This window comes from Glaesserella parasuis, assembly GCF_002015085.1.
GTDB lineage: Bacteria > Pseudomonadota > Gammaproteobacteria > Enterobacterales > Pasteurellaceae > Glaesserella > Glaesserella parasuis.
Genome location: NZ_MUXW01000040.1, coordinates 34,902 through 56,066 on the forward strand (window position 1 = coordinate 34,902; position 21,165 = coordinate 56,066).

The following is a 21,165-nucleotide window of genomic DNA, read 5'->3' on the forward strand; positions in this document are numbered from 1 at the left end:
TCAACATTGTAAAATATATTCATAACATAGGATTAGCTACATATTCAGATAGCCGTTTATAGATATTCAAATGTCCTTAGAAAAACTACTACTCACTCGTCGTTTTATTTCGACCCTTGCTTATTTTTCAATGCAAACGGTCTTTTTTATCTACCTGCAACAAAAAGGCTTATCTAACGCTCAGATCGCATTTTCGTTGTCGGTACTGTTTTTTTGTAGCCAAGCCCTTGCAATTTTTGCAGGGGTGCTAGGCGACCGCTATGGTTTGGCTAAAATGATGTTAGTCGGCTGTATGCTCGATGTGATCGCCTATGTTTTCTTCTTGTCTGCGGAAAGCTACACGGTGCTATTAATGGCGACAATGTGCTTTGGTATGGGAAGTTGTCTGTTTGCAACTAATGCAAGGGCGTGCTTACTTGCATTGGCTGGCGATGAATATGCGGCGAAAACCCGTTTACAAGGCAAATTCTTACGGGTCACCAGTATGTCGTCGATGGCAGCTCCATTGCTTGCAATTCCCTTTATCAAGTATGAGCATATCAATGCGTTAATCTGGTGCTGTTTTTTATTGGAAGCGGTGTTATTTGTGTTTATGGCAAAGCCGTTCTACCAAATGGAAAATGTGAACAATTTAGTGAAATTTCGTTGGGGGCAAATTCGGGAAATCATCACCAAAGAGTTTATTTTTGTTCACTTAATGCTGTTTGTACCGTTAAGTGTTGCAATGTCGTTTTTTGTGATTTTTCCTTATCTGTTTGACAATAAACTCAATGCCCCAGAGCAGATCCCGATTGCGTTATTTATCAATGGGTTGATGACCGTTGCCCTACAATCGTATTTCTCCAAGCATATCAATTTAACCCGTAAGCAACTTATTTTCGTTAGCCCGATTTTAGCCGTCGGTATGGTTGTGCCTTGGTTTATCACCTTGCATTATGCTTCGTTGGTTTCTGGCTATCTCTATCTGGTGATTTTTACCTTGCTTGAAGTGTATGCATTAACGGCAATGGCGAATTTATTAGTGAAATTTGATAACGGTAAAAATCGTGGATTTATCTTCGGATCGTCCCGCTTGATCCAGTCGATTTTGACGATGATGGTGATGAATTTAATTCCTGTGTTGTTTTTGGTATAAAAATAAGCGGTAAGATAATGTATTTTGCCTTCATCTTACCGCTTATAGGGAATGCTATTTTAAAAGATACTCTCTTAACTTCGCAAAATCTGCCGCCATTGTGTCCGACAACAGTTCCATTTTGTTATGTTTATCTAACGCTTCGGGTAAAGGCAGTTCAATGTCTAAAATACGCTCTACGCTCTCTTTGAATTTCGCAGGGTGTGCGGTGCAAAGGAAAATACCTGTTTCGCCAGCTTGTAGCTGATCTTTCAATACTTGGTAAGCGATTGCCCCGTGCGGTTCACATAAGTAACCTTCCGCATATTGTGCTTTTAATGCTTCTTCGGTTTCTGCATCATTTAAGGCATCTGAACCTAAATTCGCCAAATTCCAACCATTACGTTTAAACAGCTCTTCAACACGTGACCAGTTGTTCGGACGGCTTACGTCCATTGCATTTGACAGTGTCGCAACCGTTGCATTTGGCTCCCATTTACCTGATTTAAGATAACGTGGCACAGTGTCGTTCGCATTGGTTGATGCGATAAAACGTTTAATCGGTAAGCCTAAAGTTTTGGCAATTAAGCCTGCAGTTAAGTTACCGAAGTTACCGCTTGGTACAGAAACTACCACATCGCTATGTTTCTCTTTTGGCAACTGGGCTACAGCTTCAAAGTAGTAGCACACTTGAGCAAGCAAACGGCTGATATTGATAGAGTTCGCAGAGTTTAAACCGATAGCTTGACGAAGTTCTGCATCGTCAAAGGCTTGTTTAACTAACGCTTGGCAAGCGTCAAAATCCGACTCAATTGCCACGGTACGAATGTTGCCACCTAAGGTGCAGAATAATTTTTCTTGTAACGGGCTGATTTTACCTTTCGGATAAAGGATTACCACATTGATGTTTTCTAAACCATAGAAAGCGTGAGCCACCGCCGCACCTGTGTCGCCTGATGTCGCTGTTAAAATGGTAATTTTGCCATCACCACGCACCGCACTTAATGCTTGTGCCATAAAGCGACCGCCAAAGTCTTTAAAAGCGAGGGTTGGTCCGTGGAATAACTCTAACGCATAAATATCATCATTCACTTTCGCTAACGGAGCAGGGAAGGTAAAGGCATTTTTTACCATTGCATTTAAGGTTTCTTGTGGTAATTCATCGCCAATCAATGCCGATAAAATCTTTTGGCTACGCTCAACCAGCGGTAATGCTAATAAAGCGTCAATGTCGTCAAATTTAGGTAACACTTCAGGGAAAAATAAGCCCTGATCTTTGCCTAACCCTTGGCGAACGCCTTGGGCAAAATTCACTTGTTCTTCAGGGTGTTTGATGTTGTATAGGTTCATTAATGTTGTCCTTTATTATGAGTAATCGGAAATGGAATGATTGTATCCGTTCACTTCGGTTAGTCAATCACAAGCGGTCGGATTTAGGCGATTTTTTGCAAAAGGTGAGATTAAAATTCAATTTATATAAACGATTGCGTCTTTTAACCTGTTGTTTTTATATACAAATTCACTAAATAAATGAGATTTACATCACAAAATTTACAAAATACATTTGCAATGTAAAGTCTTTCAGATAAATAATCACATCCGAACATAAAATGTTTGAAATCGAATTTTTCAAAATCACAAAAGTTACAAAGGAGCTTGTATGTTTTCTTTTCTAAAGGCATCTGCACCTGCACCGAGAATTGAAAGTTCTCGTACAGACGCAGAATATCGCAAATTACGTTGGCAAGTATTTGCTGGTGTATTTATTGGCTATGCAGCTTACTATTTGATTCGTAAGAACTTTTCTTTAGCCATTCCTTATTTAATCGACGAATATGGATTTAGCAAAGCGGATCTTGGTACGGTCGCAGTGGCATTATCTCTCGCTTATGGATTTAGTAAATTCATTATGGAAAATGTTTCAGATCGCTCAAATCCAAAATATTTCATCACCATTGGTTTATTAGGTTCAGCAATCATCAGCTTGATTTTTGGTTTAGTGCCGGGGGTACTTTCATCTATTCCGCTGATGATTATTCTTGCCAGGTTAAATGGTTGGTTCCAAGGTATGGGTTATCCACCAGGTGCTAAAACGATGACCAACTGGTTCTCTCGTTCTGAACGTGGAGCTTGGTGGAGTTGGTGGAACGTGTCACACAACTTAGGTGGTTTGATTGGTCCACTAGCGATTTTGGGGTTATCTATCTTCGGTGTATGGCAATCCTTGTTCTATTTACTGGCACTGATTGCAATTGTACTTGCCTTTGTGGTGCTTTACTTAATGCGTGATACGCCAGAATCACAAGGCTTACCGCCTGTTGATGAATGGAAAGGAGAGAAAGTATTAGAAAAAGTGGAATAAGCACATACCCTTTCTTCTAAAGACATTTTCTACAAATATATCATCAACAATAAATTCCTATGGGCGATTGCGAACGTATTTGTTTACTTCATTCGCTACGGGATTATTGACTGGGCACCAACCTACTTAAAAGAAGTGAAACACTTTACCGTAGATAAACAAAGCTGGGCATACTTCCTTTATGAATATGCAGGTATCTTCGGTATGCTTGCAAGCGGTTACTTAAGTGATAAAGTTTTCAAAGGTCACCGTGCACCGCCAATGTTATTATTCCTCGTTGGTGTATTAATTGCTATCGTGGTTTACTGGAAAAAAACCAGCAGGCAATCCGTTAGTTGATAACATCTGCTTAGTGGCGATTGGTTTCTTAATTTACGGCCCGGTAATGATGATCGGCTTACAAGCGGCAGATTTAGTACCACGTGTTGCAACAGGTACAGCAACAGGTTTAACAGGTTTATTCGGTTACTTACTTGGTTCTGCAAGTGCAGGTTGGGTAATGGGTAAATTAGTGGATGTTTATGGTTGGGACGGTGGTTTCTTTTGCCAAAATCCGACCGCTTGTACTTGTAATTTGCCAATCTGGCTCTATATTACAGCAGTCATTATTTTAATGAATGTAGGGGCGAGGTTTATCCTCGCCCGAATTTATATAAACACATTAACGGGGGATCCCCTCTACACATAAGGAAAAATTATGTCTTTAAATTTAGAACAAGTGAAATTAGAAAGCGTTGAAGCAAAAGGTGGTTATGGTATCGGTTTACAAATCGGTCAGCAATTATTAGGCAGTGGTTTAGATGTTGAACCAGAAGCGGTGGTAAAAGGGATTTTTGATGTGTTAAATCAAAACCCACCTGCATTAGATTTGAATGAAGTAACCAAAGCGTTACAAGAGTTATCTCAACGTGCCGAAGCAGAACAAGCAAAAGCTTTTGAAGCGTTAGCGGCAGAGGGTAAAGCGTTCTTAGAAGAGAATAAAAAACACCCAGCTGTGAAAGAAACAGAAAGTGGTTTGCAGTATGAAGTGTTAGTGGAAGGTACAGGTAAAGTGCCTGCGAAAACAGATAAAGTACGTGTTCACTATACGGGTTCATTAATCGACGGTACGGTATTCGACAGCTCAGTGAAACGTGGTACACCAGCAGAGTTCCCAGTCACCGGCGTGATTGCAGGTTGGGTTGAAGCATTACAGATGATGCCTGTGGGTTCAAAATGGCGTTTAACCATTCCACATAACCTTGCTTACGGTGAGCGTGGCGCAGGTGCGTCAATTCCGCCATTTAGCACGTTAATTTTTGAAGTGGAATTATTAGATATTGTTTAAGTGATAAAGGACGTCATGCTGGCGTCCTTTATCATTCAATGAATCGTCTTATTTCAACACTGCCAACGCCGCTGCATAGTCAGGCTCTTGTTTGATTTCAGGGACTAATTCACTGTGTAGCACTTTATTGTTTTCATCTAATACAATCACTGCACGAGCAGTTAAACCTGCTAATGGGCCTGTTGCAATATCTACGCCTACCGCTTGATGGAAGGCTTTGTTGCGGAATGTTGAAAGTGTTTGGGTGTTCGCAATTCCCTCAGCACCACAGAAACGTGCTTGGGCGAAAGGAAGATCGGCAGAAATACAAAGTACCACTGTGTTTGCGAGTTCGGCTGCTTCTTTATTGAAAACACGCACGGAAGTTGCACAAATACCTGTATCAATACTTGGGAAGATGTTAAGAACTTTGCGTTTTCCTGCGAAGTCGGAAAGTGATACGTTTTCTAAGCCATTGCTCACTAATGTAAAATCCGCCACTGAACTACCCGCTTGTGGGAATTGACCTGTAACTTCGATAGCATTTCCAGCTAATGTAACTTGACTCATAATAACTCCTAAATAGGTTGAAAAAACTTGCTCAATATAACGATTTCTTAACAAAATGAAAATGAATTTTAGCAATAGTTGATGCTTATCTTTTTGGCAAATGAGGACATCTCGGCTATACTTTCTATAATATTTCTTCTTAAAGGTTTTTTACTATGTTAAAACTATTTCGCATTGTTGCAGTAGCTTCCTTTGCTATGTTAATCAGTATTGTTGGCTCGCTTTATGCGTTAGTACGGTTACGCCATCCAGATAGTGTTAGCGTTGTGGCAAATATGTTTGGTTCACTGCATAAGTTGGTTGGCATTAAATTAATTACACGCAATAAAGCGACATTTAATCAACCAGCTATTTATATCGGAAACCACCAAAATAACTATGATATGGTGACAATTGCAGCAATGGTACCACCAAGAACCGTGAGCATGGGTAAACGTAGCTTGATTTGTATTCCTTTTTTTGGCTTAGTTTATTGGGCAACAGGGAATATTTTTATTCACCGTGAAAAACGTAGTAGTGCTATTAATACGATGAATAAGGTTGGCGAGATTATTCGTGACAAACAAATCTCGGTATGGATGTTCCCAGAAGGAACACGTAGTCGCGGGCGTGGATTGCTACCTTTCAAAACAGGGGCATTTCATACGGCGATTGCAGCTGGTGTGCCGATTGTGCCGATTGTCTGTTCAACGACTCATAATAAAATTGACTTAAATCGTAAGGACAATGGTGTGGTGATTTGCGAGCAATTAGAACCGATTGATACGTCGGGTTATGATCGTGAAAATCTCAAAGAGCTTATCGAAAAATGTCATCAAATTATGCAGGCTAAAATAGAACAATTGGATCAAGAAGTGGCTCAATTAGAACGTAAATAATATGAAACTTTCTCGCCGTCAATTTTTACAACGTTCTACATTAGCTGGGGTAGCTACTGTTACCCCTACGTCGTTATGGGCGAAAAATCGTCCTAGTTTAACCATTCCGCCGATGATTGAAGTGGGGCGTGGTCGTCCTGTTCGATTGGATTTTCGTCCTGCTCAAACGCAATTTAATAAAGGGAAACTGGTTGATGTTTGGGGTGTAAATGGGCGTTATCTTGCCCCCACGGTACGAGTGAAGTCAGGTGATTTTGTCAAGCTGACCTATACTAACAACCTGCCACAAGCATTATCGATCAATATCCAAGGGCTACAGGCTCCAACGGAAATGATTGGCTCTATTCACCGTGCTATAGACAAAAACAGCAGTTGGTCGCCGATTTTATCGGTTAATCAATCCGCTTGTACGGCTTGGTATCACGCAGACACAATGTTAAATTCCGCTTTCCAAGTTTATCGTGGCTTGGCAGGTTTGTGGATTATTGAAGATAGTGAAAGTAGAAAAGCGTCACTACCTAATAAATATGGGGTTAATGATATTCCGCTGATTTTGCAAGATCAGTTGATTAACAGTGATGGTATTCAAGTAATTGACACTCAGACTAATCAATTTTTTGGCAAACGTCTGTTTGTGAATGGGCAAGAAAGTCCTTATTTTGATGTACCTCGTGGCTGGGTTCGTTTGCGGATTGCGAATGCTTCCCTCTCTCGTCATTATGATTTACGTTTAGACAATGGCAAACCGCTCTATTTAATTGCAACGGGGATTGGTTTTTTAGCGGATATGGTTGAAATGGAACATATTTCCCTTGCTCCATCGGAACGAATTGAAGTTTTAGTGGACTTAAATGAGGGAGATAAGGTTTCATTAATCACTGGCAAGAAGCGAGACTTTTTTGATGAAATTGGGAAATTATTCAAAGATAACAATGAGTTAAATGATAATGTGGTGTTAGAGTTTCGCCCAGAGGGGTTGCCTTCAGCGTTAAATGTGACACCAAAACTTCCCCCATTTAATGTGGAAGAGTTTAACTTAAAAATTACCCAAGAACGTAAAATCAATCTCCGCCCACAAGACCGTTTAATCAATCATCAACGATTTGATCCTAAGCGGATCGATTTTACGGTAAAAAAAGGAACGGTGGAACGTTGGTATTTGACCACAACGGAAGAGGTTGGTTTTACCTTACAGGGTGCCAAATTTATGGTGGAAACGAGAAATCGTCAGGCTGTGCCTCATAAACAGTTGGCTTGGCGAGATTGTGTATGGTTAGAACCAACCCAAGAAACTACATTGTTAGTTAAGTTTGAGCATACAGCCTCTGAGCAACAGCCATTCACCTTCGGGGTATCCGATTTAATGTTACGAGATCGTGGCTGTATGGGGCAATTTGTTGTTGCGGAATAGCATTAAGCGGTCGGATCAGCGAGAAAATTTGCAAAAAAATGTGGAAATCTTACCGCTTATGTCACATTCACTGATAAAATACAGCGGTTTTTATTTCTGCCAAAACAGATAGGAAAAATTATGACAACAGAATACTTAGATTTTGAATTACCGATTGCAGAACTTGAAGCAAAAATTGAAGCATTGCGTTCCGCAGTAGGTAATGACAACAAAATCAATCTTGATGATGAAATTGCACGTTTACAGAAAAAAAGTGAAGAACTCACCAAGAAAACATTCTCAGATTTAGATGCGTGGCAAATTTCTCGTATGGCTCGCCACCCAAGTCGCCCTTATACCTTAGATTATATTGAGCGTATTTTTACCGAATTTGATGAACTCGCTGGTGACCGTGCTTTTGCCGATGATAAAGCGATTGTTGGTGGTATTGCACGCTTAGATGGTCGTCCAGTGATGGTGATTGGTCATCAGAAAGGGCGTACTGTGAAAGAAAAAGTGAAACGCAATTTCGGTATGCCAGCACCAGAAGGCTACCGTAAAGCCCTTCGTTTAATGCAGATGGCAGAACGTTTCAATATGCCGATCATCACCTTCATTGATACGCCAGGGGCATATCCAGGCATTGGTGCGGAAGAGCGTGGGCAGTCTGAAGCGATTGCACGCAACTTGCGTGAAATGTCCACCTTAAAAGTACCTGTTATCTGTACGGTTATCGGCGAAGGCGGTTCAGGCGGTGCCTTAGCGATCGGCGTGGGCGATAAAGTGAATATGTTGCAATACAGCACTTATTCAGTGATTTCCCCTGAAGGTTGTGCCTCTATCTTATGGAAGAGTGCTGAAAAAGCCTCAACCGCTGCGGAAGTGATGGGTTTAACCGCACCACGTTTAAAAGAACTTGAGTTAATTGATAATATCGTACCAGAGCCATTAGGCGGAGCTCATCGTAACTTTGATGAGATGGCAGCGAATTTGAAACAACGTTTACTTGAGGATTTAGCAGACTTGGATCCGTTAAATGCAGAAGCATTGCTTGATCGCCGTTATCAGCGGTTGATGGGTTATGGGTATGTGTAGAGAGTTTTAGGAGGAAGTGAAAAATTTTGTGATCTTGCTCCAATTTTTGAAAAAAGTTGAATTATTTCTTCGCCTTTATTTCGTATTTAGAGTATTATAATCGTTATCAAATAATAAGAAGAAATTCCTCAATATCGTCGAGTTTATGTGGCATTATTTAATCCGTAATGCCACATTTTTTATTTTGTCTACTATGTCTTTTATTTTCACTGATGCCACTTAAAATGGGGTTTGAATATTCTTAAACTCATTTGTCTTATGTTTTGTGTAGTGGCTAGGCTTTCTGGGATGCTTATATAATCACCTCATACTTCTGTATAATATTAAGAATAGCTATCTGATTAAGGAAGGACAGTTTAATATTTTTTAGTGGAGACTATTAGCCCTGTATGCTTATAACTTTTGAAAAATATTAAAAATGTTATTTTCATCTTCCTTCGTTTTTTTAAATGTCTATGTACGTAAGGATATTGAAAGGGGAATGTAAGAAAATTTATCAAACCTTGAATGGTCCCCCCTACCGGACTTGAACCAGTGACCAAGCGATTATGAGTCGCCTGCTCTGACCGACTGAGCTAAGGGGGGAATCTCAAAATTACGGCGAATTATAGAAATTATTTGGGCAAAAATCTAGTTATCTTGTTTTATTAGATGAAAAAAAGGTCAATTCTATCTAAATAACTAGTATCTACTTGACCTTATAGATAATATAAATGGGTATATTAATCTCTTCCCCACCGTTAGACTAGTTCAGCCCTTTTAATTGCACTTGAATATATGTGAATCATTTAATAACTTGCCATTCAATATAGCTAACTTGGTTCGTCAGTCGGGAGAATAGTTCAAACTTGGGAGTCATTGTTAAATCATAAGCAATAATTTCATCATTAAATAAAACCCTGAATTAGCGATAGGTGAGGTTTATCCTCTATACGTTAATCGGGCTGCTTAGTCTAACTGTTAGGCGCTGAACAGCCACCAATCTCTTATCAATCCAAACTTTTTGTTGTTTTATATTTCATTTGGTTATTTGCAAGCGGTCTAATTTGCCCTTAAATTTGCAAGCAATCAATCTTACCTATCAAAAGGAACTTATTATGTTTAAAAAATTATCAATCGTTGCATTATCTTTAGCGGCAGTTTTCACTTCTACAGCAGCATTGGCAAAAGAGTCTTTATTAGATCGTATCAACAACAAAGGCACTATTACTGTGGGTACGGAAGGAACTTATGCACCTTTCACTTACCACGATGCAAGCGGTAAATTAACGGGCTACGATGTGGAAGTTACTCGTGCAGTAGCTGAAAAATTAGGCGTAAAAGTTGATTTTAAAGAAACTCAATGGGACGCAATGTTAGCAGGTTTAAAAGGTGAGCGTTTTGATATTGTGGCAAACCAAGTAGGCTTAACAACCCCAGAACGTCAAGCAACATTTGATAAATCTGCAGAATATAGCTGGTCTGGCGCGATGTTATTAGCTCGTAATGATGAAACCCGTGTGAGCAAAGCTGAAGATGTTAAAGGCTTAAAAGCCGCTCAAACCTTAAGCTCTAACTATGGTGAACTGGCACAGAAAAATGGTGCAGAAATCGTTGCTGTTGATGGTATGGCTCAAGCGTTATTATTACTTCAACAAAAACGTGCAGATGTGACCTTCAATGACTCACTTGCATTGTTAGATTACTTGAAGAAAAACCCAAATTCAGGCTTAAAACCAGTTTGGGAAGCAACAGATAAAGTGGGCGCTGGTTTTATTGTGAACAAAGGTAACACTGAAGCTCTTGCAAAAATTAGTCAAGCAGTTGAAGAATTGAAAAAAGACGGTACGCTTAAGAAATTAGGTGAACAATTCTTTGGTAAAGATATCAGTGTTAAATAGTTTATTACTTTCTCTACCATTTATGACGGAAGCTCGTGTTGAGCTGGTCATAAATGGTTTCTGGCCGATGATACAAGCGGCCTTTTTAGTTTCTATCCCTTTGGCAATCGCTTCCTTTATTATTGGTATGGCGATTGCCGTTGGGGTAGCGTTAGTTCGTGTTACTCCCGTCAATAGCGCGTTCCATCGTCTGTTACTCTGGTTCGTCAAAGGCTATATCTCGATCATTCGTGGTACGCCAATGTTGGTGCAAATCTGTATTGTCTTCTACGGATTACCTGCGATTGGCATTTTTATTGATCCGATCCCAGCGGCAATTATTGGTTTTTCGATCAATATCGGAGCTTACGGTTCTGAAACTATTCGTGCAGCTATTCTTTCTGTGCCGAAAGGTCAATGGGAAGCTGGTTATACCATAGGTATGACCTATATGCAGACATTCCGTCGTATCATTGCACCACAAGCGTTTCGTGTTGCCGTACCGCCATTGAGTAATACCTTTATTGGTCTATTCAAAGATACTTCTCTGGCATCTGTTGTGACGGTCACAGAGATGTTCCGTGTAGCTCAACAAGTGGCAAATATGTCCTATGACTTCTTACCAGTCTACATTGAAGCTGGCTTGATTTACTGGTGTTTCTGTTGGGTGCTGTTCTTTATTCAAGCACGCTTAGAAAAACGTTTTGATCGATATGTGGCGAAATAACAATGATTAAAGTACGAAACATTCATAAAACTTTTGGCAATAACACCATTTTGCGTGGGATTGATTTAGACATTCAAAAGGGGCAAGTGGTTGTGATTTTAGGGCCGTCTGGCTCAGGTAAAACCACCTTTCTTCGCTGTTTAAATGCGTTAGAAGTGCCAGAGCAAGGCACAATAACCTTTGATAACGATGCCCCGTTGTACATTGACTTTGCAACCAAATCAGCCAAAAAAGAGATCCTAGCCCTACGCCGTAAATCCGGTATGGTTTTTCAAAACTACAATCTCTTTCCACATAAAACAGCAATTGAAAATGTGATGGAAGGTCTTGTGTTTGTACAGAGCAAAAAACCTGAACAAGCAAGGGAAGAAGCCTTAGCACTGTTAGCCAAAGTAGGATTAGCAGATAAAGTCGATCTCTATCCATTCCAGCTTTCTGGCGGACAGCAACAACGTGTCGGCATTGCTCGTGCTTTAGCCATTCAACCTGAATTAATGCTGTTTGATGAGCCGACTTCTGCCCTCGACCCTGAATTAGTGCAAGATATGTTAAACACAATGAAAGAGCTGGCAAACGAAGGCCGGACAATGGTTGTGGTTACACACGAAATTAAATTTGCGTTAGATGTGGCAGATGTTGTGGTCGTGATGGACGGCGGTGAAATTGTGGAACAAGGCTCGCCTGAGCAACTTTTCAGCAATCCTCAACACGAACGGACGAAACGGTTTTTGCATCAGATTAATAAAAATTGAGCATCTGAGTACTAAGTGGTTTGTAATAACTTATGTTCGTAATACTGACAAAGTGGCAAAAGCAGCACAAGACCCTTATTTGTTGATCGTAGGCAGTGCAGGTAGTTGATTTGTTGCATTGAATGTGAAATTGGTTGATATACCAGCATTTCCACAAGAAATTCATCTGTTAGCACGGTGCGTATTTTAGCGAACGAATAGGCGTAACGGGTTGGTTACGAAGGGGGGCGGGGGAATATTGTTTAGACGATGATTATATGCTGATGAACGGAGAAGCCTCAGCAGGTATCAGCGTAGCAGATTTATCCATTGCCATTGCAGACGATTCGGAATACAAGCACATTTGCTTAAACTCTTTACTGGGCGAGTAGGTAATTTGGTGTGAAAATATGGTGTAGGATTCTAGAATATTGAGATTTACCCCCTCCCCCCCGAAAAATTATTAATAGCGTTATTTATTTGTACACAATAATGGATATATTGATATCGTCAGGAGAATGAATATGAAAGCAAGTGAATTAAAAATTGCTGACTTTTTAACTAGCACAAAAGTACAGTTTACTATCCCTGTATATCAACGTAATTATGATTGGAAAGTTGAACAATGCCAGCAACTTCTAAATGATATTTTGAGTATAGGGCAAGATTGTGATGTTTCTAATCATTTTATTGGAAGTATTGTTTATATTCACAATAATGGTGCTTACACAAGTTCACAAATTAAGGAGTGGATTATTATTGATGGGCAACAGAGATTAACGACCATTATGTTAATTTATTTGGTGTTATATCATCTCACAAAATCTCAAGGAAAAAATGACTTAGCTGACGAAATTAATGAAACTATTCTGATTAATAAGTTTTCTTCTGCACCATATAAATTAAAACTTAAGCCAACAGATAATCATGTTTCAGCTATGGAGTATATTTATAAAGGAAATTTTAGTGAAGGGTTAGGATATTTTTCACGATTGGTGGAAAATTTTAAATATTTTAAATCTTGTATTACGCTAGAAAACTTCGATATAGTCAGACAAGGATTGGATAAATTAATGTTTGTAGAAGTTTCATTAGAGAGAGGGAAGGATAATCCACAACGTATTTTTGAGAGTTTAAATTCAACGGGTTTAGCATTAAGTGAGGCAGATTTAATTAGAAATTATATATTGATGGATTTAGAAAGTGATAAGCAAAATATATTCTTCCAATATTGGGATATAATTGAGAAGTTTGCTAAAGATGATACAAATAATGAAAGTAAAGTTTCTGACTTTATTCGTGATTATCTTACTAAAATAAATAAAAAGATTCCAAATAAAACTAGAATTTATGAAGCTTTTAAAAGTAAATATCCAAGGGTACAGGAGGATGATTTATTAGAATTAAAACGGTTTTCAAAGTATTATGGTATATTAATAAATCCTGAAAGAGAGGAAGATGTAGGTATTCGATTACACTTACAATATATTAAATTATTGGAGGTTAAAACTGCGTATCCTTTTTTATTAAATATTTATCATGATTACAGTTATTTAAATAAAATTAATAAGGAGCAATTCATTCAAATTTTAGAATGGTTACAGTCTTTTATTGTTCGACGTCTAGTTGTTGGACTCCCAACAAATGCATTAAATAAAATTTTTATGGCACTATATAATGAAAATGAGTTAGTAGTATCAGAAAATTATGTAGCAACAATCGTTAAATCTTTGTCAAAACGTACAAATAATCAGCGTTTTCCGAATGATGTTGAGGTGATTGAGGCATTAAAAAATTGTTCTATATATAATTGGGCTTCTAAAAATAGAACCTATTTGTTTGAAAGACTAGAAAACTTTAAGAATAAAGAGTTTATATCCATTATAAATAATAAAAAAATTAGCTTTGAACATATTTTTCCTCAAAATGCAGGTGATGATTGGTATGAGGATTTAGATTCGCAGCAATACGAATTTATGCAACAGAAATTACATACTTTGGCTAATTTGACTTTAACTGGATATAATTCTGAGCTATCTAATAAAAGTTTTATCAAAAAACGTGAATTGTACAAGGATAGTCGATTATGGTTAAATAGCTCATTAAGTTCTCTATCGAAATGGGGAAAAAATGAGTGGGAAGATCGATTTACTTTATTATCGGAACGTTTTCTTAATATTTGGAAACAACCTGAATATGAAGAGCAAGACTCAGAAATTAATTTAATGGATGTAAATGATTTAACCTATAGGAAATTGATTTCAGCACAATTCCAAGATATTCAGTTAGAGGTTAATAATGTTACAGAGCTTTATAGAGTTGTAATTGAACAATTATTCCAAGAGGAACCTACTAGATTTTTAGAAACCCAATTGGCTGAAAAGTTACGTATTGTTCCAGATGGAAAAAAAGACGAACTACGAGTAGCAGTAGCTTTACCTAATAACTACCAAATGGAAACTAATTATAGTAATAATGATAAGTTAGTTCGATTAAAACAGGTTTTAATTACCTTAAATTTAGAAAATGAATTATTTATTCGTTTAGATTCATTTAATAAGAATTAATTGTAAAGAAAAATGCTCTCTCTATGTATTAATATATTTTTAGAAATATTTCGGGAGAGCAAATTATCTTTATCAGACTATATAATACAATGTGTCTTGTAAATATTTAATACAATCTCACCGCTTGCTATACATCTAAATACTCCATCATACTCTCCGCCGCATCACGTCCTTCGGCGATGGCGGTAACCACAAGGTCTGAGCCACGAGTGATGTCGCCACCAGCAAAGACTTTTGGATTGGCAGTTTGTTGTTTGAGTTCGCCAGCCGTTGCAATTCTGCCACGATTGTCTGTGGTGACACCAATTGACGATAGCCAAGGCATTTCGTGTGGAGCGAAGCCGAAGGCGATGATAACGGCATCACAAGCGATGATTTCTTCGCTACCTTCGATGATTTCGGCTTGATGGCGACCGTTGGCATCAGGCTCGCCCAGTTGGGTTTTGATGATTTTAATCCCTGTTACTTTGCCTGATTGGTCGGTTTCAACGGCTAATGGTTCGGCTTCAATTTCTACGGGTTGAGCGTTGAATTGGAACTCGACACCTTCTTCTTTGGCATTGCTGTATTCTTTACGGCTACCCGGCATATTGGCTGCATCACGGCGATAAACACAGGTCACTTCTGCTGCACCTTGACGTACCGATGTTCTTACGCAGTCCATTGCGGTATCGCCACCGCCTAATACCACCACTTTTTTACCTGCCATTGAAACGTAATCAGGGGCAGCTAAACCGAGCAAATGTTGTGTGTTGCCAATCAGGAATGGCAAAGCGGAATAAACGCCTTGTGCCTGTTCATTTGGAATATTGGCTTTCATGCCTTGATAGGTGCCAACGCCCAAGAAAACCGCATCATATTGGGCAAGCAAATCGTCAAGACTGATGTCTTTGCCGATTTCTATGCCCAGTTTAAATTCAATGCCCATCTCACTAAAAATCTCACGGCGACGGCTCATTACGTTTTTTTCTAACTTGAATGACGGAATACCAAAGGTGAGCAAGCCACCGATTTCTTGTTGGCGTTCATACACCACCACATCTACGCCGTTGCGGATTAACACATCTGCACAACCTAATCCTGCTGGACCTGCACCAACAATCGCCACTTTCTTGTTGGCTTTAGGAACATTTTTCACTGTTGGTCGCCAGCCCATTTCAAAGGCTTTTTCGGTGATGTATTTTTCGACATTGCCGATGGTGACCGCACCAAATTCGGCATTTAAGGTGCAAGAACCTTCACACAAGCGGTCTTGTGGGCAAACACGTCCGCAAACTTCGGGTAAGCTGTTGGTGCTGTGTGCCAGTTCTGCAGCATCAATGATACGTCCTTCTTGTGCCAAACGTAGCCAGTTAGGAATGTTATTGTGTAATGGGCATTTGTGCTGGCAATAGGGGTTGCCACACTCTAAACAGCGGTCGGCTTGCGACTCTGCCTGTGCTTGGCTAAACATTTGGTAAATTTCGATAAACTCGCTTTTACGGCTGTTTAATGGAATTTTTGACGGATCAACACGGGGTAAATCTATAAATTGGTAAACATTATCACGGCTCATTTTTTGTGTTCCTTTTACTTTATCTTTCTTCTACAAAGCAGAGAGTAGTCCTATTTTCTCGATGAATGAACGATTTTGAGCGGTAGGGGCACTGTGTGTGTCCATTGAATAGAGCTTATTCGATTAAGCGGACGTACGCAGTGCGTCCCTACCTGCTGATTACTTCAAAAAGTTTAGCGTTCACTTTGATGGAAGAAAGAAATTTGCATCTTCATCTTTTCACTTTTTACTGCACAATCACACCTAACTCATCTAATGCACGGCGTTTGTGTCCTAGTAGGGCATTAATGTCATTCGCTTTAGGTTTCACCAAGACAAAGCGTGCGACATAATCGTCCCAGTTGGCAAGGATACGTTCGCCAATCGCACTGAGAGTAAGTTCAACGTGGCGAGAGATTAAGCCACGCAAATGCTCTTGGTGAGTTGGTAAATCGCAAATGCTTAGTCCTTCAACCAGTTCAGGGTTAATGCGGTTGGCAAATTTGCCGTCTGCATCGAACACATAGGCGAAACCGCCTGTCATGCCTGCACCAAAGTTAATGCCTGTTTTGCCGAGAATGGTAACGACACCGCCTGTCATGTATTCACAACCGTTGTCGCCAATGCCTTCAACTACGGCTAATGCACCTGAGTTACGCACCGCAAAGCGTTCACCTGCACGACCTGATGCAAAGAGTTCTCCCCCTGTTGCACCGTAAAGGCAAGTGTTGCCTGCAATAGCGGCTTCTTCGGTTTTAAAGGCAACGCCATTGTGCGGTTTAATCACAATGCGACCGCCAGCCATGCCTTTGCCCACATAATCGTTGGCATCACCCGTTAAGTTCAGGTTCACACCGCCCGCTAACCACACACCAAAACTTTGTCCTGCTGTGCCGTTTAAGTTGATGTTGAAGGTTTGCAATGGATTGCCACGATTGCCATAGCGTTGAGCCACCAAGCCTGAAAGGGTTGCTCCCACAGAGCGATCTAAATTGCTGATGTCGAAATCCAAATCCGCTGATAAACCGCTTTCAAACGCATTTTGGGCTTGTGCCACAATCGCTTTATTCAACAAACCTTGGTCAAAAGCAGGGTTGGCTTGGGTGCAGAAACGGCTACTGCCGTCTGGCACTTTTGGCGAATAGAGCAATTTAGCCAAGTCTAAACCTTGTTGTTTAGCGGTTTTGCCATTGATGATTTCTAATAAATCGGTGCGACCGATTAAGTCGGTTAATTTCTCTACACCGAGTTCTGCTAAAATTTCACGCACGTCCTGGGCGATGAATTTAAAGTAGTTCATCGCTTTTTCAGGCAAGCCGTGGTAATGCTGATTACGCAAAGTATCGTCTTGTGTTGCCACGCCCGTTGCACAGTTGTTTAAGTGGCAGATACGCAAGTAGCGACAACCTAATGCGACCATAGGTGCTGTACCGAAACCGAAACTTTCCGCCCCTAAAATCGCCGCTTTCACAATGTCTAAACCTGTTTTCAAACCGCCATCGACTTGTAAACGAACTTTATGACGCAAATTGTTTTCCACCAAAGCCTGTTGGGCTTCTGCCAAACCAAGCTCCCAAGGTGAACCGCAGTATTTCACGCTGGTTAATGGGCTTGCACCTGTGCCACCATCATAGCCTGCAATGGTGATTAAATCTGCGTAGGCTTTTGCCACGCCTGTGGCAATGGTGCCAACACCTGGTAAGGAAACGAGTTTGACTGAGATTAAGGCTTTCGGGTTGATTTGTTTTAAGTCGAAAATCAACTGTGCCAAGTCTTCAATCGAGTAAATATCGTGGTGTGGCGGCGGTGAAATCAAGGTTGAACCCGGTACCGCATAGCGAAGTTGAGCGATATATGGGGTAACTTTATCCCCTGGTAACTGACCTCCTTCACCTGGTTTTGCCCCTTGTGCCACTTTGATTTGGATCACTTCGGCACTCATTAAGTAAGCAGGGGTAACGCCAAAGCGACCCGATGCCACTTGTTTGATTTTTGATACTTTTTCTGTGCCATAACGTTTCGGATCTTCACCGCCTTCACCTGAGTTGGAATAGCCACCCAAGCGGTTCATTGCCACTGCTAAGGCTTCATGGGCTTCGGGGCTTAATGCACCGATAGACATTGCCGCACTGTCAAAGCGTTTGTATAAGTTTTCCGCTGGTTCAACACGGTGAAGCTCAATCGCTTTGCCTGCTTCGGTTTTCAAACGCAACATATCGCGGATCGTGGTAATCGGACGATTGTTTACCACATCACGGAAGGCTTTGTATTTTTCATAATCGCCCGTATTGACTGCCGTCTGCAAGGTGTTCACTACATCAGGGTTGTAAGCGTGGTATTCGCCTTGCGGTTTGTATTTGAGATAACCGCCCATTTCAATATCTTGGCTGTGTCGCCATGCACGTTTACGACAAGCGGTCTGTTGTTGCTCTAAATCTGCAAAACTAGCCCCTTCGATACGGCTGGTGATACCAGGGAAGCAAAGGTTGATGACTTCACTATTTAAACCAACCACTTCAAACAATCTGGCACAACGGTAGGACGACACACAAGAAATGCCCATTTTCGACATAATTTTGTATAAGCCTTTGTTGATCCCGTTGCGGAAGTTTGCCATTGCCACACGAAGCGGTTTGTTGATTGCCCCTTTTTGCACCATATCCGCAATGGTTTCATAGGCAAGATAGGGATAAACTGCTGTTGCTCCTAAGCCGATTAACACCGCAAAATGATGTGGATTGCGTGCTTCGGCGGTTTCCACCAAAATATTGGTATCACAACGTAAGTTGGTTTCCACCAAACAGGTTTGCAAGGCCCCCACTGCTAGGGCACTTGGGATAGGTTGGCGTTCAGCCGTGATGTTGCGGTCAGACACAATCAGCAACACGGTTTTGTCACGCACCGCTTGTTTTGCCTGCTCGCATAGATTTTCGATTGCCTGTTTTAAGCTCAATTCATCAGGATTAAAGGTAGCATCTAGTATCGTGTGTTTGTAGTGTTCCTCAGGCAAACGCAAAATCTGTTGCATATCGGAATACACCAAAATCGGCGATTTGAAATTCACCCGATGCGACATTCCCTCTGCTTCAAAAAACACGCTCATTTCACGCCCGATACTGGTAGCAAGGCTCATCACATGGGCTTCACGCAAGGGGTCAATTGGTGGATTGGTGACTTGGGCGAAGTATTGACGGAAATAGTCAAACAGCACGCGTGGGCGTTCGCTCAACACCGCAAAAGGCGTATCATCACCCATTGAACCGACCGCTTCCTGTCCACTTTCCCCCAACACACGAATCACATTTTCCAGCTCTTCCTTATCATAAAGGAACTGCTTTTGATACACTTTCAGTTGCAACTCATCAAGCGATGCTTCGCCCACTTCGTTTTCAGGCAACTGATCAAAGGGAATTAAACGTTGAACGTGTTTGTTCAACCATTCACGATAAGGGTGTCTAGCTCGCACTTCATTGTCAATCTCATCAGAATGCACCAAACGACCGTGTTTGGTATCAATCACCAACAACTGCCCTGGACCGACACGTCCTTTTTCCACCACTTCATCAGGGGCGTAGTCCCAAATTCCCACTTCGGACGCAATGGTAATCAAACGATCTTGGGTAATCACATAACGAGCAGGGCGTAAACCATTGCGGTCAAGATTACAAGCGGCATAACGACCATCGGTTAAAACAATCCCAGCAGGGCCGTCCCAAGGTTCCATGTGCATGGAGTTGAAATCATAGAAAGCACGCAAATCATCGTCCATATCAGGATTTTGTTGCCACGCAGGTGGGACAAGCAAACGCATGGCACGGAATAAATCCATACCACCGCTGACAAACAGCTCCAACATATTATCCAACGAGCTAGAATCCGACCCTGTTTCATTCACAAAAGGAGCTGCCGTCTGCAAATCAGGAATTAACGGCGTACGATACTTATACGCCCTAGCTCTTGCCCAAGCACGGTTGCCCGAAATTGTATTGATTTCACCATTATGGGCAAGATAACGGAAGGGTTGAGCCAACTTCCAACGAGGTTGGGTATTGGTTGAAAAACGTTGATGAAACAAACAAATTGCCGTCTGCATACGCAAATCTGCCAAATCCAAATAGAACTTCGGCAAATCTTTCGGCATACATAAGCCTTTATAGACAATCGTTTGATTAGAAAAACTACAAATATAGAAGTCAGGGTGATTGATACGCTTCTCAATACGGCGACGAGCCACAAACAAACGGCGTTGCAAATCCTGTACACGCCAACCGCTAGGTGCATTCACAAACACCTGCTTAATCGTTGGCATATCCGCAAGAGCAATTTCCCCTAATACAGAAGGATTGGTCGGCACATCACGCCACGCAGGAATACCCAACGTTTCTTGGGTTAATTCTTTATTGATAATCTCAATATACTCTTTGACTAAGGCTTCATCACCAGGCAAAAAAATCTGTCCAACACCGAAAATTTTTGCCAAAGTAAAACCGCTTTCCGCCGCAACCGCACGAAAAAAGCTCTCAGGCATTTGCAAAGAAAGACCACAACCGTCCCCCGTTTTGCCGTCTGCCAAAATCGCCCCACGGTGCTGCATACGAGATAAACCCAAAATACCATTACGAACCACCTTGTGGCTCTGTACACCATCAATATTGGCTATCAAGCCAAACCCACAATTCTCACGCTCAAATGAGCTGTTATAAAGTTTTGTCATTCAAATCACTTCCTAGTTATTTCTTTTTAAATCGGTAAGTGGTGTAAACATATTAGAAAAATTAATGAAAAGCAATAGATTTTTTGATTGAATATGGTGTGTAGGGGATTAGTAAGATTTCTATGATTGATATATTCAGATGATGTTTGATAAGAATATAGTAAGATATAGGCATTTATTGTTTTTGAAATAAACATTATGAGCTTATTTTAAACAAGCGATCATTTTTTTCAAATTTTTTGCAAAAAGTACTTGCGTTGGTTTAGGATTTCTCTATAATTCGCACCACACAACGACGCACTGTTGTGAGTAGTTAAA

At 40.6% G+C, this 21,165-nt stretch carries 13 protein-coding genes, 1 tRNA gene and 1 pseudogene; 10 read left to right on the forward strand and 5 right to left on the reverse strand.

The features are described 5' to 3' along the window. Window positions 1-70 precede the first annotated feature (70 nt). A complete protein-coding gene (locus B0183_RS09390; RefSeq protein WP_078208712.1) occupies window positions 71-1,135 on the forward strand; it encodes an MFS transporter in 1,065 nt (354 codons plus the stop codon). A gap of 54 nt (window positions 1,136-1,189) precedes the next feature. On the opposite strand, the gene thrC is transcribed toward B0183_RS09390, so the two are convergent. Continuing rightward, window positions 1,190-2,464, reverse strand: a complete 1,275-nt coding sequence (gene thrC / locus B0183_RS09395; protein ID WP_078208713.1) for a threonine synthase — start codon at window positions 2,462-2,464, stop codon at window positions 1,190-1,192. A 310-nt stretch (window positions 2,465-2,774) separates the two neighbouring features. Between thrC and pgtP the strand changes: the two are divergent. Both pgtP and B0183_RS09405 read left to right on the forward strand, forming a co-directional pair. Then, window positions 2,775-4,020: pseudogene (gene pgtP / locus B0183_RS09400) on the forward strand (phosphoglycerate transporter protein PgtP); the annotation flags it as partial. A 153-nt stretch (window positions 4,021-4,173) separates the two neighbouring features. Further along, window positions 4,174-4,803, forward strand: a complete 630-nt coding sequence (locus tag B0183_RS09405) for an FKBP-type peptidyl-prolyl cis-trans isomerase (protein WP_015940060.1) — start codon at window positions 4,174-4,176, stop codon at window positions 4,801-4,803. A 48-nt stretch (window positions 4,804-4,851) separates the two neighbouring features. Here the strand turns inward: B0183_RS09405 and tpx are convergent, their stop codons facing one another. Next, window positions 4,852-5,352: a thiol peroxidase gene (tpx, locus tag B0183_RS09410; protein WP_078208714.1), complete on the reverse strand. Its 501-nt coding sequence runs from the start codon at window positions 5,350-5,352 to the stop codon at window positions 4,852-4,854. Window positions 5,353-5,507: 155 nt separating this feature from the next. On the opposite strand from tpx, the gene B0183_RS09415 reads away from it, so the two are divergent. The 3 genes from B0183_RS09415 (at window position 5,508) to accA (ending at window position 8,715) form a co-directional block, all read left to right on the forward strand. Beyond that, a complete protein-coding gene (locus B0183_RS09415; protein WP_010787219.1) occupies window positions 5,508-6,230 on the forward strand; it encodes a 1-acylglycerol-3-phosphate O-acyltransferase in 723 nt (240 codons plus the stop codon). Window position 6,231: 1 nt separating this feature from the next. Next, window positions 6,232-7,641 carry a multicopper oxidase domain-containing protein gene (locus B0183_RS09420; RefSeq protein WP_015940063.1) on the forward strand — a complete coding sequence of 470 codons (1,410 nt, stop codon included), beginning with the start codon at window positions 6,232-6,234 and terminating at the stop codon, window positions 7,639-7,641. A 120-nt stretch (window positions 7,642-7,761) separates the two neighbouring features. Continuing rightward, the gene (gene accA, locus B0183_RS09425; RefSeq protein ID WP_005711455.1) at window positions 7,762-8,715 is read left to right on the forward strand and encodes an acetyl-CoA carboxylase carboxyl transferase subunit alpha; all 954 of its coding nucleotides are present in this window, start codon (window positions 7,762-7,764) and stop codon (window positions 8,713-8,715) included. 508 nt (window positions 8,716-9,223) lie between these two features. Here accA and B0183_RS09430 read toward each other — a convergent pair. Then, a tRNA-Ile gene (locus tag B0183_RS09430) sits at window positions 9,224-9,300 on the reverse strand. Between the two features lie 512 nt (window positions 9,301-9,812). Between B0183_RS09430 and B0183_RS09435 the strand changes: the two genes are divergently transcribed. The 4 genes from B0183_RS09435 to B0183_RS09450 all read left to right on the forward strand — a co-directional run bounded on the left by B0183_RS09435 (window position 9,813) and on the right by B0183_RS09450 (window position 14,599). Next, a complete protein-coding gene (locus tag B0183_RS09435) occupies window positions 9,813-10,595 on the forward strand; it encodes an amino acid ABC transporter substrate-binding protein (protein ID WP_021111471.1) in 783 nt (260 codons plus the stop codon). Continuing rightward, window positions 10,585-11,301 carry an amino acid ABC transporter permease gene (locus B0183_RS09440; protein ID WP_043895854.1) on the forward strand — a complete coding sequence of 239 codons (717 nt, stop codon included), beginning with the start codon at window positions 10,585-10,587 and terminating at the stop codon, window positions 11,299-11,301. The genes B0183_RS09435 and B0183_RS09440 overlap by 11 nt, the downstream gene beginning before the upstream one ends. 2 nt (window positions 11,302-11,303) lie before the next feature. Beyond that, complete coding sequence (locus tag B0183_RS09445; RefSeq protein ID WP_021118315.1) at window positions 11,304-12,053, forward strand: amino acid ABC transporter ATP-binding protein; 750 nt, start codon at window positions 11,304-11,306, stop codon at window positions 12,051-12,053. Window positions 12,054-12,556: 503 nt separating this feature from the next. Next, complete coding sequence (locus B0183_RS09450) at window positions 12,557-14,599, forward strand: DUF262 domain-containing protein (RefSeq protein WP_078208715.1); 2,043 nt, start codon at window positions 12,557-12,559, stop codon at window positions 14,597-14,599. Between the two features lie 127 nt (window positions 14,600-14,726). Here the strand turns inward: B0183_RS09450 and B0183_RS09455 are convergent, their stop codons facing one another. Beyond that, window positions 14,727-16,154 (reverse strand): FAD-dependent oxidoreductase, encoded by a 1,428-nt coding sequence (locus B0183_RS09455; protein ID WP_035522617.1) that lies wholly within the window; start codon window positions 16,152-16,154, stop codon window positions 14,727-14,729. Between the two features lie 226 nt (window positions 16,155-16,380). Then, window positions 16,381-20,847 (reverse strand): glutamate synthase large subunit, encoded by a 4,467-nt coding sequence (gltB, locus tag B0183_RS09460; RefSeq protein WP_078208716.1) that lies wholly within the window; start codon window positions 20,845-20,847, stop codon window positions 16,381-16,383. Window positions 20,848-21,165: the final 318 nt, after the last annotated feature.

Coding starts and splice junctions, on each gene's coding strand:
- gltB (WP_078208716.1), bottom strand. CDS start 20,847: ATGACAAAACTTTATAACAGCTCATTTGAGCGTGAGAATTGTGGGTTT.
- B0183_RS09390 (WP_078208712.1), top strand. CDS start 71: ATGTCCTTAGAAAAACTACTACTCACTCGTCGTTTTATTTCGACCCTT.
- B0183_RS09420 (WP_015940063.1), top strand. CDS start 6,232: ATGAAACTTTCTCGCCGTCAATTTTTACAACGTTCTACATTAGCTGGG.
- B0183_RS09455 (WP_035522617.1), bottom strand. CDS start 16,154: ATGAGCCGTGATAATGTTTACCAATTTATAGATTTACCCCGTGTTGAT.
- B0183_RS09415 (WP_010787219.1), top strand. CDS start 5,508: ATGTTAAAACTATTTCGCATTGTTGCAGTAGCTTCCTTTGCTATGTTA.
- B0183_RS09450 (WP_078208715.1), top strand. CDS start 12,557: ATGAAAGCAAGTGAATTAAAAATTGCTGACTTTTTAACTAGCACAAAA.
- accA (WP_005711455.1), top strand. CDS start 7,762: ATGACAACAGAATACTTAGATTTTGAATTACCGATTGCAGAACTTGAA.
- B0183_RS09445 (WP_021118315.1), top strand. CDS start 11,304: ATGATTAAAGTACGAAACATTCATAAAACTTTTGGCAATAACACCATT.
- tpx (WP_078208714.1), bottom strand. CDS start 5,352: ATGAGTCAAGTTACATTAGCTGGAAATGCTATCGAAGTTACAGGTCAA.
- thrC (WP_078208713.1), bottom strand. CDS start 2,464: ATGAACCTATACAACATCAAACACCCTGAAGAACAAGTGAATTTTGCC.
- B0183_RS09405 (WP_015940060.1), top strand. CDS start 4,174: ATGTCTTTAAATTTAGAACAAGTGAAATTAGAAAGCGTTGAAGCAAAA.
- B0183_RS09435 (WP_021111471.1), top strand. CDS start 9,813: ATGTTTAAAAAATTATCAATCGTTGCATTATCTTTAGCGGCAGTTTTC.